The organism is Pseudonocardia sp. Ae331_Ps2 (assembly GCF_001932405.1).
Taxonomy (GTDB): domain Bacteria; phylum Actinomycetota; class Actinomycetes; order Mycobacteriales; family Pseudonocardiaceae; genus Pseudonocardia.
The window spans coordinates 1,893,125-1,905,561 of the sequence record NZ_MCIM01000001.1 but is presented as its reverse complement, the minus strand read 5'-3'; the positions used below and the strand labels follow the sequence as shown (position 1 = coordinate 1,905,561).

Sequence of the window (12,437 nt, the reverse complement as noted above, 5' to 3'; positions counted from 1 at the left end):
TCGATCAGGCGCAGCGGTCGATCAGGCGCAGCGGTTGACCAGGGTGCCGATCCCCTCGATCGCGATCCGCACCTCCGAGCCGGACCGCAGGTAGCGCCCCTGTGGATGCCCGACGCCCGCCGGGGTCCCGGTCATCACGACGTCGCCGGGCTCCAGCGTCGTCTGCCGTGACAGGTAGGAGATCAGGGGTCCGACCGGGTGGATCAGATCGGAGGTGCGCGCGTCCTGGCGCAGCTCGCCGTCGACCCAGGTCTGCAGGTGCAGGTCTCCGGGATCGTCGAACTCGTCCAGGGTGGCCAGGCACGGCCCCATGGGGTGAAGGTGTCGAAGCTCTTGGCCGCGCTCACGTCCGCGCCGCGTCCCGGGACGAGGCCCTTCTGCACGTCCCGGGCGCTCACGTCGTTGCAGATGGTGTAGCCCGCGACGTGGCTCATCGCGTCGCCGACCTCGACGTCCGTGGCGCGCCGCCCGACGACGACGGCCAGTTCGCCCTCGTAGTCCACGTGCTCGGGCGCCACCCGCGGGAACCGGATCGCCTGCCCCGAGGCGATGACCGACGAGGGCGCCTTCAGGAAGATGTGCGGCTCGTCCGGGTGCTCGGTGCGCCCGACCTCGCTGCGGTGCGCGGCGTAGGCGAAGCCGACGGCCCAGATCTTCGAGGGCCTGGGGATCGTCGGGAGCAGCTCGACCTGCGCGAGGGGGATCCGCTCGCGCACGGTGGCCGCGGCGATGTCCGCGACGTCGTACCCCGCGCGCAGGGCCTCGCCCAGGTCGGGGGCGTCGACGTCGAGCAGGGCGACGGTCTCGCCGTCGTGGCTGCCGATGCCCTTCGTGGTGCTGACGAGCCTGCTCATCGCACTCCCTCGCTGACGCTCGGTCGGCGCTGCGCGAGGCGCTGTGTCGATGATTCGCTCGCGGGCTCGCTCATCGGGCCACCGCCTGGTTGTCGAGGTCGAGGATGTCCGGATCGCCCGCGTGGAAGTGCTCGGCGAACCGGTCGGGATCGAGCTCCAGTCCGGACGGGTTCGCGGCGAACTCCGGGCTCGCCATGAACTCCCGTTCCTGTTCCGGGGTGTCGAAGTTCGAGCAGGAGAACTCGACGACGTTGCCGTCCGGATCGCGGAAGTAGAAGCTCGTGGCCTGACCGTGGTTGGCCGCGCGGTGCGGATGGGTTCCGGCGGCCCGCAGGTGCTCGAACTGGGCGATCAGGTCGGCGAGGGACGCGACGCCGAACTGGAAGTGGTGCAGGCCCGGCCCGGCGGGATCGACGCCCGCGAGGGAGTCGATCCCGAACAGGGCGAGGACCTGACCGTCCCGGACGGGGAAGAAGGCGAGGCGGACGTCCACCGCGCGCTCGGGCATGCCCGCGGGGCGGGGCGGGGCGTCCGGGGCGGGGGTGCGTTCGAAGAACGGGCCGGCGCCCAGGACGTGCGAGTACCAGGCGTGCATCTGCTCGAAGCGCCCGGTCTTCAGCACCAGCTCCGCCATCTGCAGCGGGACGGCCCGCGTCGAGGTCTGCCCCGGTGCGGGCCGGTCGGTCGCGGCGGTCATGCCGCACCTCCGGTGGGTCCGTGCAACGGACGCGAGGTCCGTCGCGCGATGCGCCATCCCTCGGCCGTGCGGCGCAGGGTGTGGGTGGTGTCGAGGATCTTCTCGAGGTCGTAGGTGCCGTCGGCACCGCGCAGGTGGAGCAGCACCAGGCAGCCGAGCGTGATCTCGTCGGCGCTGCGCTCGACGAGGTGCTCGTTGCTGATCAGGTGGGCCGTCTGCCGGTCCGGCATGGCTTCCCGGCGGGTCAGGAACTCGAGGATCGCGTCGCGCCCGTGGAGCCGTTCGCCGCGGATCTCGAACTCCGCGTCGTCGGTGAAGGCGTCGATCCCCGTGGTGGCCCGTCCCCGGTCGATCGCGAGGTGGTAGCCGATCACGTGCTGCCGGCACTGGCTGACGTCGTCGTCGAGCATGAGACCCATGGGCAGCTCCTCTCTTGAGTATGACTCAAGAGTAGTGCTTCCATGGCGGGTGTCAACGCACGGCGGCGGCGCTCCCGCCGCTCCCGGTGGCGGCAGTGCCCAGCTCGATCGACGACGACGTGTGAGGTGCCGGAGTGACACGACCTGCAGCGGACAGCGCGCACCGGACGACCGGGCCGGGGCGCGTGATCGTGGTGGGCGGCGGCCCGGTGGGCCTCTGCACGGCCATCGAGCTCGGCTGGCGGAACGTGCCGGTGCTGCTCGTCGACGAGACGGACGGGTCGGTGGTCTTCCCGGCCGGGGAGGCGATCTTCTCCCGCTCCATGGAGCACCTGCGGCGATGGGGCCATGCGGCCGAGGCGCGTCGCGAGTGCCTGCCGGGCCCGGACCACCCGCACCGCATCCTGTTCATGACCCAGGTGGTCGGGCACGTGCTCGCCGAGTTCGACTACGGGGTCACCAACTCCAGCCCCGGCGAGTACGCCGACGTGACCCCCGAGGGCCCCGCATTCATCTCGAAGTTCTCCCTCCTGCCGCTGCTGCAGCGGATCGCGGCCGGACTGCCGGCCGTCGAGATCGCCCACGGGAACCGGCTGGAGGACTTCACCCAGGACGCCGACGGGGTGACCGCCCGCGTCCGGGACGTCGTCACCGGCGTCGAACGGACCGAGGCGGCGGCCTACCTCGTCAGCTGCGAGGGCGGCCGCAGCGGGATCCGGCGCGCGCTCGGGATCGAGCTCGCCGGCGACTTCGCCCAGGGCCACAACTTCGCCGTGCACTTCCGGGCCCCGCGACTGCGGGAGCTGCTGATCGAGCGCGCCGGCGGGCGGGCGGCACAGATCCAGACCCTCGCCTCGGAGAAGCGGCCCTACATCACGGTCGTCGACGGCGTCGACGAGTGGCGTCTGTCGGTCTACCTCGACCACGAGCCGGCCGACGGGGACGCCGTCCGCTGGGTGCACGAGGCCGTCGGAGAGCCGATCGAGACCGAGATCCTGCGGGCCCAGCCGTGGAGCGGGCACCGGGTCGTGGCCGACCGCTACCGGGACGGCCGGGTGTTCCTGGCGGGCGACGCCGCGCACCTGCTGTGGCCCAAGGGCGGCTTCGGCGCCAACACCGGGATCGGTGACGCCGTGGACCTCGGCTGGAAGCTCGCGGCCGTGCTGCACGGCTGGGGCGGCTCCGACCTGCTGGACAGCTACGAGATCGAGCGACGCCCGGTGGCGGTGCGCAACGTCTCCGAGGCGTCGAGCAACTGGACCTCGGACGCCCGGCTGACCCCCGACCCGCTCCTCGATCGCCCGGACGACGTCGGCGCGCAGGCGCGCAGAGTGACCGGCGATCTCATCCAACGGCTGCGTGGACGTGAGTTCCGCAGCATCGGGGTGCAGCTCGGCCACCGCTACGCCGGCTCGCCGATCTGCCTGCCGGACGGCACCCCCGAGCCGCCGGACGAGCCGGACGCCTATGTTCCCTCGACCTGGCCCGGGTGCCGCGCGCCGCACGCCTGGCTCCCCGACGGCAGCTCCACCCTCGATCACTTCGGCCACGGCTTCGTGCTGGTCGCCACGGCCACCGCCGACCCGGCTCCGATGGTCCGTGCCGCGAGCGCCCTCGGGGTGCCGCTGAGGGTGCTGCGCATCGACCGTCCTGCCGTCGTCCGGCTCTATGCGGCGCCGATGGTGCTCGTCCGACCTGACGGCCACGTGGCGTGGCGCGGAGCGAGTGCGCCCGACGACCCGGTCGCGCTGCTGGACCGCGTCCGTGGCGCCGGCCCGCTCGACGACCGAGGAGCTCGAGGAGTCCGCGCAGCTGCGCAGGGAGAACGCTGAGCGGGCACCTACGAGCTCATGGACGGAGGAGCTGCTCCGACACCGTCCACAGCCGGTCGGCGCGGTCGGGGTCGAGCGCCCAGGCCTTCACGCCGTGGGGGTGGTCGGCGAGGTCGGCGTCGTTCGGGACCTCGTAGGCCTCCTGGCAGTCGTCGAGGTAGTGGCCTCCGGACGTCGCGAACTGCGGGTCGACCGCGGCCACCATGCTCGTCGCCGCTCCCTGCTCGACGGTCTTGTAGGTGAACACTCCTGCTGCTTCCGCGGCGGCCAGGGAGTCCTTCTGACGACGGGTGAAGTTCCGCTGCAACCCGGTGGCGACCCCGCCGGGGTTGACGGTGTTCGCGACGACGCCGTCCCGGGCCCATCGTCGGGTCGCCCCCACCGCGAAGAGGGAGTTCGCGGTCTTCGACTGTGCGTAGGCGATCTGGGGGTCGTAGGCGCGGCGGTCGAAGTGGAGGTCGTCGAAGTCCACGTCCGCTCGCATGTGCGCGGTCGAGCTCACCACGACGATCCGCGCTCCGCCCTGATCCGCGGCGCCGGCGACGAGCCCGCGGCGCAGGCCCGTCGCCAGGGCGACGTGGCCCAGGTGGTTGGTCGCGAACTGCAGCTCCCAGCCCTCGGGGGTGCGCTCGAGACCCCCGGTGACCACCCCGGCGTTGGCGAGCAGGAGGTGGAGCGGGCCGCGCCACGCCGCGACGAACCCCTCGACCGACGAACGGTCGGCGAGGTCGAGCGGTGCCACCGCGGGCGCCGGCCTCCCGGTCGACCTGGCGATGTCGGCGGCCACGGCCGCACCGGCGACGGTGTTGCGGACGGCCAGGGTCACCTCGGCCCCCGCGGCGGCCAGGGCGCGGGCGGACTCGGCCCCGAGCCCGGACGACGCCCCGGTCACGACGGCGCGCACGCCGGTCAGGTCGTGCCCCGACAGGACGTCGTCGGCGGTGCTGGTGGCGGAGAAGGGTGTGGAGCGGAGGCCGCGACGCATGCCCACACTGTACAAGATGAACACTTTCTGCCTAGTGCGATCAGCGGCAGCTAGACTCGGCCCGTGACAGCGTCGGAGGCGGTCGGCCGTCGTGAGCGCGTGCTGGAGTCGGCGCTGCTGAGCTTCGCCCGTTTCGGCTACCGGAAGACGTCCATGGACGAGGTCGCGCGCGCGGCGGAGATCTCCCGGCCCGGTCTCTACTTCCTGTTCTCCTCGAAGCAGGAGCTGTTCCGCGCCGCGGCGACCCACGCTCTGGACCGCGACCTCGCAGCCGCGGAACGTTCGCTCGCGTCGACCGCCGAACCGCTGCGCCACCGGATCGTGGACGCGTTCGACCACTGGGCGGGCCGCTACGTCGGCCCCGCGCGCGACGTCGAGGACGTCGTCGCCACCAACCCGGACCTGCTCGGTGAGATCGTCGAGACCGCGCCCGCCAGGTTCCGGCAGCTGATCGTCGACGCACTCGCCCGGACGGTCGACCGCCGTAGGGCCGTCGACATCGCCGACACCCTGATCAGCACATCGGTGGGCGTGAAGCACCAGGTGGAGACCCGTGACGCCTATCGCCGGCGCATCGCCGTCGCGGTCCACCTCCTGGTGCCCGAACAGCCCGACTAGCCCGAACAGCGTCCGGTGGCCGAGCGCGACGGGCGTCCGACGGAGAGCGGCCTCGATGCCCCTCCCCGAGGCCCGCCGACCGTTCCCGTCCGCCGCGCCACGGGCCGTCGGCGCCGCCGCGTCGTCAGAGACCCAGGAGTCGGGCGGCGTTGCCGTGGGTGATCTGCTCGCGTTCCCCGTGGGAGAGATCGAGTCCGCTCAGGAACTCCTGGGTGCCGTCGAGGTGCAGGAACGGGTAGTCGGTCGACCAGATGATGCGGTCTATGCCGACGACCTCGCGGACGTAGTCGAACTGGGGCCGGTGGTACATGCCGCTGGGGGTGACCCAGACGTGGGACCGGTAGGTGTCGCTGATGGTCCTGGACAGTCCGGTGTCGCCGGGGGAGAGGACGTCGTCGAGGCGCGGGAGGAAGAACGGCACCATCTCGCCCCAGTGTCCGCTGATGATCTGCAGGCCGGGGAGCTCGTCGAAGATCCCGGCGAGGACGAGACGCGGGGCGTGGATTCCCGCCTCGTGGTGCCAGCCCCATCCGCCGAGCGACAGTTCCGCGGTGACCTTGTCGTTGAAGCCGGAGTAGTAGGCCTGCTGCACCTCGAGCAGCGGAGGAAAGGGGTGCAGGTAGAGCGGCACGCCGAGGTCGGCGAGGCGGCGCAGGAGCGGCCGGTGGACGGGGTCGTCGAGGAACCCGGCACCGGGTCGTCCGACGATCAGTACGCCGCGCAGGCCCAGCTCCCCGACGGCACGGTCGAGTTCGGCGACCGCCTCGGCCGGACGTTGCCAGGGCAGCGTCGCGAATCCGGCGAGACGGTCGGGGTGCTCGGAGACCGCGGTGGCGAGACGGTCGTTGGCCGCGCGGGCCAGCTCTACCGCGGCGTCCCCGGGAGCGAGCTGGGTGGGGCTCGTCCAGGACACGACGGCCATGTCGATGCCGTGCCGGTCCATGTCGTCGATGCGGCCGGCCCCGAGGTCGGCGCCGAGCCGTCGGGCGGTGTCCATGTCGACGGCGGGATGCCGTCCGTCGACGCGGGGCACGGGCGCGTCGCTCCTGCTCTGCCCGGACATATACGGAGCCTGCTGCCCGAGCGTGGGGCCGGCCGCGGTGTCGGTCGGGCCGTGCAGGGCGTGTTCCTCGATGCAGATGAGGGTCATGCCGTCTCCTGTCGGGCGTCCCGGGCGGGCCCGAGGGCGGCGATGACCGGCCTGAGGTTCTCGGTGCACCAGTCGCGGTAGGTGGTCGGAGTGGTCGTGGCGGGAGTGCGGGTGACGCCTTCGTCGAGGCCCTCGTTCTTCGCGGTGGCCATGTCGGCCATGGCACGTGCCATGCCGGGGGATGCGCCGTGGTCGAGCATCGCGCGGCCGGCGAGTTCCGGGTCCGTCTGCGTGTAGCGCACCGGTCGACCGAGGAGGTCGGCGAGTACGTCGGAGAGCACGGCTGCCATGTCGTTGCCGGAGAGGTCCTCGGGGCCCAGCAACGGTGTCTCGGCGAACCCGCTCCAGGAGCGGTCGAGCAGGAGGTGGGCGGCGGCGTCGGCGATGTCGCGGGTCGCGACGAGGGGCAGCCGGTGGTCGGGAGCCGTGGTCGACGTCAGTGTCGCGGTGTCGTGGAGGGCGCCGGCTGCACGCAGGGTGTTGTCCATGAAGGTGGGGTTGGCCAGCGCGCGGTAGTGGCTGGTGGCGGCGAAGAGGTCGTCCATGGCCAGCGATCCGGTGACGTGGCCGGCCCGGTGGGCGAGCGGGGTGCCACGACCGAGGGCGGAGACCCCGACGACGTGGCCGACGCCGTGTGTGGCGACGGCCTCCGCGCCGGGGCGGCTCGCGTCGCGGGAGGCGGTGACGGGATCGGGTGCGGTGAGGTCGGGAGGCATGAGCCAGAACAGGGCGTCGACGCCGCGCAGCGCGACTACGAGTCCGTGGTCGAGATCCCGACCGCGCGGCTGGCGGCGTATCTCGAACAGCGCACGGGTCTCGCGCCCGAGGCGGCCGACGCCACTGCCCGGGCTCTCGTGGCACGGACCGTGTACCCGGAGGTGATGAGCTGCCTGCTCGGGGTTCGCCCGCCCCTCCCTCGTCGACCGGATCCGGTCACGCTCGCGGACGACGTCGACCTCGACCGGATCCGCTCCTGTGCGGTGTCCCTGGTCCCGGCGGGTCCCTGACGGCGGGCGCCCGTGCTCATCGGCCCGTGCGGGACGCCTCGGTCCGTGTGCGGTGGTCGTCGATGCGGGCCATGTTCTGCTGCGCCCACTCGCGCAGCGCGGAGAGCGGGATCTCGAGGGAGGCACCGAGCTCGGTGAGCCGGTAGTGCACGCGTGGCGGGACGGTGTCCTCGACGCGCCGGGCGACCAGGCCGTCGAGCACGAGGTTCTGCAGCGTCGTGGACAGCATCTTCTGGGAGATCCCCGGTGCGCGTCGTCGCAGCTCGGTGAACCGCAGCTCTCCGCCGTCGGCCAGCGATCCGACCACCATCGAGGTCCACTTCGTGCCGAGCCGGTCGAGCAGGCGACGGGTGGGGCAGTCCGGGGAGAACAGGTCCCCGCGACGGGGGTCGGTCACCCCGGGCTCACCAGGTGCCGTCGACGTGCCGTCTTCCGTCTCCATGGTCGGTGAGCTTAGGTGATCTGGTCACCAGAAGTTACCGACTGGGAGGTCGTCGTGCGGATGGTCGCCGTCAACGGGGTCGAGCTGGCCGTCGACGAGGTGGGGCAGGGGCCGCCGATGGTGCTCGTGCACGGCTTCCCGCACACCGGCCTGGTGTGGTCCGAGGTGCGCGACGCGCTGCGGGAGGACCACCGGGTCGTCGTGCCGGACCTGCGCGGGTTCGGGGCGAGCACCCGCACGGCCGAGGGGCTCGACGCGGGAACCCTGTCGCGCGACCTCGAGGAGCTGGTCGTGGCCCTCGGAGCCGCGCCGGCGGTCGTGGTGGCGATCGACGCCGGTGTCCCCGCCGCGTTCCTGCTCGCCCTGCGCCGCCCGGACCTCGTCGCGCGGCTCGTGCTGGTCGAGTCGACCCTGGGGACACTCCCCGGCGCCGAGGAGTTCTTCGAGGGCGGACCCCCGTGGTGGTTCGGTTTCCACCGGGTTCCGGGGCTGGCGGAGAGCGTGCTGCGCGGGAACGAGGCCGCCTACGCCGGGTGGTTCCTCGACCAGGGCACCCGCGGGCGCGGGATCCGTCCGGCGCTGCGGGCCGCGATGGCCGACGCGTTCGCGCGCCCGGACGCCCTCCGCTGCGCGCTCGCCGTCTACCGGGCGCTGCCCGAGACGGGACGGCAGCTCGCCGCGGCGGTGGCCGAGGCCCGGTTGACGGTGCCCACGACCGCGGTCGGCGCCGCGTCGGTCGGTCGCGCGCTGGAGAACCAGCTGCGCGGGGTCGCCGACGTCCTCGACGGGCACCTGCTCGACGACTGCGGGCACATCGTGCCCCTCGACCGGCCCGACGCGCTCGTGGCACTTCTGCGCACGTGATGCCGGGGCGCTGTCGTCCCGGCCCTGTCGACGAGCCGCGCCGGCGGCCGCACATCGCCCTGCCTGGCGTCGGATCGCCGTCCTTCCGGCCCGGCGGAGTGCACGGACTTCGGGGTGCAGCAGGCCCGCGATCGCCGCCTCAGTGGGTCAGCGTGAGCAGCCCCTCCAGCCCGCGCCGGAACGCGGCGCCGACGTGGCCCGCCCCGTCGATGTCGGCACCGGCCATGGCCCCGTCGCGCATCATCAGGAAGTGCTGGGCCGCGTGCTCGGGTCGCCCGCGCCCCGGTGCGGACCCGAAGACCCTGGCGAACAGTTCGGTGAGGCTGGCGACGTACCAGCTGCGGTGCTCGGCGACGACCCGGCGCACGGGGTCCTCCGGGTCGGGGAACTCGGCCGCGGCCTTGAGGAACGCGCACCCCCGGAAGTCCGCACCGGTCAGGTCGTCCACCAGCGCGGCGCCGACGGCGCGGACGGCGTCGTCGGGGGTGGCGGCTGAGGCGACGGCGTCCTGGAGGGCGGCGCGGGTGTGGGCGTCGACGCCGCGCAGGTAGGCGACGACCAGCGCCTCCTTCGAGGGGAAGTGCCGGTAGAACGTGGCGCGCGTGGTGGGGGTCTCGGCGAGGATCCGCTCCACACCGACCGCCCGGATGCCCTCGCGGTAGAACAGCCCGCTCGCCGTCGCGAGCAGCCGCTCGCGGGCCTCGGAGCGCCCGGCCCCGGACGTCGTGCGTGTCGGTGCAGCCACGGCCCCACGTTAGCAGAAAGAACGATCGGTCTTGCTTATGGCGAGTCAGGCGTGCATGCTCGGGTTCATAGGAAGAACGGTCTTTCTCCCTCCAGGAGGCATCATGTCGAGCTCGCCCACCACCGGTCGGCGCACCGTGCGGACCCCCCGCCCGGGGCCGGTCGACGGCACCGTCGCCCTACGGCGCCTGTACCTCGCGCGGTTCGCGTTCGCGCTGCTCTGGGCGGCGCTGCTGCTGCCGAACGCGGCGGAGGTCGGCCCGCTGACCGCGGCGCTGCTGGTGCTCTACCCGCTGGTGGACGTGGCCGCCGCCGTGATCGACGCCCGCTCCTCGCGTGCGACCGGGGTGGCTCCGGGCCTGTACGCCACGATCGTCCTGGGCGGGTTCGCGGCCGTCGGGCTCGTCGTCGTCCTCGGCTCGGGCGTGCCGGCGGTGCTGCGGGTCTGGGGTGCCTGGGCCGTCGTCGCCGGGGTCGCCCAGCTCGTCGTCGCCCTGCGGCGTCGCGCGGCGGGCGGCCAGGGGGCCATGATCGCGAGCGGGTCCCTCTCGGTCGTCGCGGGCGCTTCGTTCGTGCTGATGGCCTCGGGCGGCGAGGCGTCCCTGACCGGGGTCGCCGGCTACGCCCTGCTCGGTGGTGTCTTCTTCCTGGTGTCGGCGCTGAGGCTCGGCCGGGTCGCGTCCGCGTGACGGTGACACGGTGACGGTGACACGGTCGACGGGCCGGCCGTCCGTGTCAGGGTCCAGGACGTGTCGTCGGTTCCCGACCCGCCGGTCGGCGTCGGCCGGGAGGCCGGGGCGCCGGGTTTCGTACCGTCGTCGTGCAGAACGGCCGACTCGGCGACGAAACCGTATCGTGTGAATAACTGACCCTCGGTGATTGTTCCCCACGATGGTGTTTCCCGGGTTGATCCGTGCGCTTTCCGCCCCCTATCGTTCTCCTCAGCCGGTTCGGGCTCCCCCCTTTGTCGTCGGACCGGCACGTGCCCGGATCCGCATGGATCCGTGACTCACCAGGAGAACACCTCAGTATCCGAACGGAAAGTGATTTGGCCACCCGATGGTGGTAGAAGAATTGTTCGGGCACTCCCGCCCCGCTAGATTCGCAGCCAGTCGGCACGGGCTCCCCCCTTTCTGTCAGCGTGCCGACATGGAACGGGGCCTTCACCACGGCCCTGACACCTCATCAGGAGAAGAACTGTGCTGAAGAAGGCCGGAATCATCGTCGCGGCGTCCGCCGCGTCCCTGCTCGCCGTCTCCCCGCTGGCCTTCGCCGGCGACTACGCGGGCGACTCCGCCAAGCACCACGGCAAGCACGAGTCGGGCCACATCGACAAGGACGCCAAGGGCCTGCTCGCGGGTGGCCTGAGCGGCAACAACATCAACGTGCCGATCCAGCTCTGCAACAACAACATCCCGGTCAACGTCCTGGGCGTGCAGGTCCCGGTCGAGGACGCGAACCTGCTGAGCGGCATCACCGGGGCCCTCGGCCTGGGTGGCAAGGCCAAGGCCGTCTCCGGCGACTCGGCCACCGACCAGTCCGACAGCTGCGGCCAGACCTCCGGCGCGGGCGACTCGATCGGCTGATCTCTCCGCACCTCGACGTGCCCCGGGACGACGTGGTCCCGGGGCACCGTCGTGTCCGGGGTCAGCCCCCGGCCCGGCGCACCTCGCGACGCCGGCGAGCGTCGTCCCGGCGACGGCGCTCGGTGTCGTTCGACGGGACCAGCTCCGGGACCGGGACCGGACGCCGGTGCTCGTCCATCGCGACCATCGTGAAGTAGCAGCTGTTGGCGTGCCGTTGGGTCCGCTCGGTGATGTTCTCCGTGGTGACCCGGATGCCGACCTCCATCGAGCTGCGCCCGGTGTGGTTCACCGACGCCTGGAACGTCACGAGCTCGCCGATGTAGATGGGCTCGCGGAAGCGGACCCGGTCCACCGAGAGCGTCACGACGTAGGTCTCGGCCCAGCGGCTCGCACACGAGAACGCGACCTGGTCGAGCAGCTTCAGGATCGCGCCACCGTGGACGTTGCCGGAGAAGTTCGCCATGTCCGGCGTCATCAGCACGGTCATCGTCAGCTGGTGACGGGGCAGGCCGCCGGGCGCGCTCACGTCGCCGCCGCCAGGATCTCCCGGGTCACCGTCCGCCAGGCCGCCGACAGCGGGTCGACCACCGCGAAGTGGTCGCAGCCGGGCAGCTCGACGAGCCGTACCGACGGGTGCCGGCCGGCGTAGGAGCGGGAGACGGCCGGCGGGACGCGCTCGTCGGCGTCGCCGTGCACGATCGTCACCGGTCCGGGCGGGGTCGGGCCCGCCGCCGGGTCCAGGTCGGTGCGCCCGGCCGCGGGGCCGCCGAGATAGGCGCGGACCGCGCCGTCGCCGAGGTTCTCCGCGTCGGCCAGCGCCAGGTCCGCGACCGGGGCGAGCGACACCGTCGCCCTGATCAGCGACGGCTCGACGGCCGCGGCGTGCAGCACGAGGTGCCCGCCCGCCGAGTGCCCCACCGCGACGACCGGTCCGGCGATCGCGTGGGCGGCCCGCAGTCCGGCGAGCACGTCGGCGACGGTCGCGTCCGGGTCGCCGGGCGCCCGGCGGTACTCCAGGGACGCGACGGGCAGCCCCAGCGCGTTCACCGCACCCGCCGTCGACCGCAGGTGCACCCGGTCGAACCGGGGCCGCCAGAACCCGCCGTGCACCAGCACGACCAGCGGGCGGCCTGGCCCGCCGTCCGGCCACAGGTCCATGACCTGGTCGGGGTCGTCGCCGACGGCGACGACACGGGGCGGCTCGGGGGCCGGGCGGGAGAGGACCGATCCGTTCACGAC

General features: G+C 72.8%; 15 protein-coding genes and 1 pseudogene. 6 read left to right on the top strand and 10 right to left on the bottom strand.

Features of this window, described 5'->3' with window-relative positions; genetic code table 11:
- Positions 1-21: 21 nt before the first annotated feature.
- The 3 genes and pseudogenes from Ae331Ps2_RS09075 to Ae331Ps2_RS09065 form a co-directional block, all read right to left on the bottom strand.
- Positions 22-854, bottom strand: a pseudogene (locus Ae331Ps2_RS09075) (fumarylacetoacetate hydrolase family protein).
- Between the two features lie 70 nt (positions 855-924).
- Positions 925-1,551: a VOC family protein gene (locus Ae331Ps2_RS09070; protein ID WP_075309515.1), complete on the bottom strand. Its 627-nt coding sequence runs from the start codon at positions 1,549-1,551 to the stop codon at positions 925-927.
- A complete protein-coding gene (locus Ae331Ps2_RS09065) occupies positions 1,548-1,970 on the bottom strand; it encodes a nuclear transport factor 2 family protein (RefSeq protein WP_075309517.1) in 423 nt (140 codons plus the stop codon). The genes Ae331Ps2_RS09070 and Ae331Ps2_RS09065 overlap by 4 nt, the downstream gene beginning before the upstream one ends.
- Positions 1,971-2,104: 134 nt before the next feature.
- On the opposite strand from Ae331Ps2_RS09065, the gene Ae331Ps2_RS09060 reads away from it, so the two are divergent.
- A complete protein-coding gene (locus Ae331Ps2_RS09060; RefSeq protein ID WP_212567611.1) occupies positions 2,105-3,802 on the top strand; it encodes an FAD-dependent monooxygenase in 1,698 nt (565 codons plus the stop codon).
- A gap of 16 nt (positions 3,803-3,818) precedes the next feature.
- On the opposite strand, the gene Ae331Ps2_RS09055 is transcribed toward Ae331Ps2_RS09060, so the two are convergent.
- Entirely contained in the window at positions 3,819-4,787 is a 969-nt protein-coding gene (locus Ae331Ps2_RS09055) for an SDR family NAD(P)-dependent oxidoreductase (protein ID WP_075312656.1), read from the bottom strand.
- Between the two features lie 63 nt (positions 4,788-4,850).
- On the opposite strand from Ae331Ps2_RS09055, the gene Ae331Ps2_RS09050 reads away from it, so the two are divergent.
- The gene (locus Ae331Ps2_RS09050) at positions 4,851-5,405 is read left to right on the top strand and encodes a TetR/AcrR family transcriptional regulator (protein WP_198932231.1); all 555 of its coding nucleotides are present in this window, start codon (positions 4,851-4,853) and stop codon (positions 5,403-5,405) included.
- Between the two features lie 124 nt (positions 5,406-5,529).
- Here the strand turns inward: Ae331Ps2_RS09050 and Ae331Ps2_RS09045 are convergent, their stop codons facing one another.
- Both Ae331Ps2_RS09045 and Ae331Ps2_RS09040 read right to left on the bottom strand, forming a co-directional pair.
- Complete coding sequence (locus tag Ae331Ps2_RS09045) at positions 5,530-6,555, bottom strand: amidohydrolase family protein (protein ID WP_075309521.1); 1,026 nt, start codon at positions 6,553-6,555, stop codon at positions 5,530-5,532.
- Positions 6,552-7,100: a hypothetical protein gene (locus Ae331Ps2_RS09040; RefSeq protein WP_139318894.1), complete on the bottom strand. Its 549-nt coding sequence runs from the start codon at positions 7,098-7,100 to the stop codon at positions 6,552-6,554. Before Ae331Ps2_RS09040 ends, Ae331Ps2_RS09045 begins: the two co-directional genes overlap by 4 nt.
- 75 nt (positions 7,101-7,175) lie before the next feature.
- On the opposite strand from Ae331Ps2_RS09040, the gene Ae331Ps2_RS31065 reads away from it, so the two are divergent.
- On the top strand, positions 7,176-7,562 hold the full coding sequence (locus tag Ae331Ps2_RS31065; protein ID WP_139318895.1) for a hypothetical protein: 387 nt from the start codon (positions 7,176-7,178) through the stop codon (positions 7,560-7,562).
- Positions 7,563-7,578: 16 nt separating this feature from the next.
- Here Ae331Ps2_RS31065 and Ae331Ps2_RS09030 read toward each other — a convergent pair whose 3' ends face one another.
- Positions 7,579-8,004: a helix-turn-helix domain-containing protein gene (locus tag Ae331Ps2_RS09030; RefSeq protein WP_075309527.1), complete on the bottom strand. Its 426-nt coding sequence runs from the start codon at positions 8,002-8,004 to the stop codon at positions 7,579-7,581.
- Between the two features lie 15 nt (positions 8,005-8,019).
- Here Ae331Ps2_RS09030 and Ae331Ps2_RS09025 point away from each other — a divergent pair, with 15 nt between their 5' ends.
- On the top strand, positions 8,020-8,868 hold the full coding sequence (locus Ae331Ps2_RS09025) for an alpha/beta fold hydrolase (RefSeq protein ID WP_337819457.1): 849 nt from the start codon (positions 8,020-8,022) through the stop codon (positions 8,866-8,868).
- A gap of 139 nt (positions 8,869-9,007) precedes the next feature.
- Here the strand turns inward: Ae331Ps2_RS09025 and Ae331Ps2_RS09020 are convergent, their stop codons facing one another.
- Positions 9,008-9,613, bottom strand: a complete 606-nt coding sequence (locus Ae331Ps2_RS09020) for a TetR/AcrR family transcriptional regulator (protein ID WP_075309531.1) — start codon at positions 9,611-9,613, stop codon at positions 9,008-9,010.
- Between the two features lie 103 nt (positions 9,614-9,716).
- On the opposite strand from Ae331Ps2_RS09020, the gene Ae331Ps2_RS09015 reads away from it, so the two are divergent.
- Both Ae331Ps2_RS09015 and Ae331Ps2_RS09010 read left to right on the top strand, forming a co-directional pair.
- A complete protein-coding gene (locus Ae331Ps2_RS09015; RefSeq protein ID WP_233147680.1) occupies positions 9,717-10,301 on the top strand; it encodes a hypothetical protein in 585 nt (194 codons plus the stop codon).
- A 510-nt stretch (positions 10,302-10,811) separates the two neighbouring features.
- A complete protein-coding gene (locus tag Ae331Ps2_RS09010; RefSeq protein WP_020628221.1) occupies positions 10,812-11,198 on the top strand; it encodes a hypothetical protein in 387 nt (128 codons plus the stop codon).
- A gap of 61 nt (positions 11,199-11,259) precedes the next feature.
- On the opposite strand, the gene Ae331Ps2_RS09005 is transcribed toward Ae331Ps2_RS09010, so the two are convergent.
- Together Ae331Ps2_RS09005 and Ae331Ps2_RS09000 are read right to left on the bottom strand one after the other, a co-directional pair.
- Positions 11,260-11,685 (bottom strand): acyl-CoA thioesterase, encoded by a 426-nt coding sequence (locus Ae331Ps2_RS09005; RefSeq protein ID WP_043282665.1) that lies wholly within the window; start codon positions 11,683-11,685, stop codon positions 11,260-11,262.
- A 35-nt stretch (positions 11,686-11,720) separates the two neighbouring features.
- Complete coding sequence (locus Ae331Ps2_RS09000; protein ID WP_075309533.1) at positions 11,721-12,434, bottom strand: S9 family peptidase; 714 nt, start codon at positions 12,432-12,434, stop codon at positions 11,721-11,723.
- Between the last annotated feature and the right edge of the window lie 3 nt (positions 12,435-12,437).

Coding starts and splice junctions, on each gene's coding strand:
- Ae331Ps2_RS09070 (WP_075309515.1), bottom strand. CDS start 1,551: ATGACCGCCGCGACCGACCGGCCCGCACCGGGGCAGACCTCGACGCGG.
- Ae331Ps2_RS09065 (WP_075309517.1), bottom strand. CDS start 1,970: ATGGGTCTCATGCTCGACGACGACGTCAGCCAGTGCCGGCAGCACGTG.
- Ae331Ps2_RS09055 (WP_075312656.1), bottom strand. CDS start 4,787: ATGCGTCGCGGCCTCCGCTCCACACCCTTCTCCGCCACCAGCACCGCC.
- Ae331Ps2_RS09045 (WP_075309521.1), bottom strand. CDS start 6,555: ATGACCCTCATCTGCATCGAGGAACACGCCCTGCACGGCCCGACCGAC.
- Ae331Ps2_RS09040 (WP_139318894.1), bottom strand. CDS start 7,100: ATGGACGACCTCTTCGCCGCCACCAGCCACTACCGCGCGCTGGCCAAC.
- Ae331Ps2_RS09030 (WP_075309527.1), bottom strand. CDS start 8,004: ATGGAGACGGAAGACGGCACGTCGACGGCACCTGGTGAGCCCGGGGTG.
- Ae331Ps2_RS09015 (WP_233147680.1), top strand. CDS start 9,717: ATGTCGAGCTCGCCCACCACCGGTCGGCGCACCGTGCGGACCCCCCGC.
- Ae331Ps2_RS09005 (WP_043282665.1), bottom strand. CDS start 11,685: ATGACCGTGCTGATGACGCCGGACATGGCGAACTTCTCCGGCAACGTC.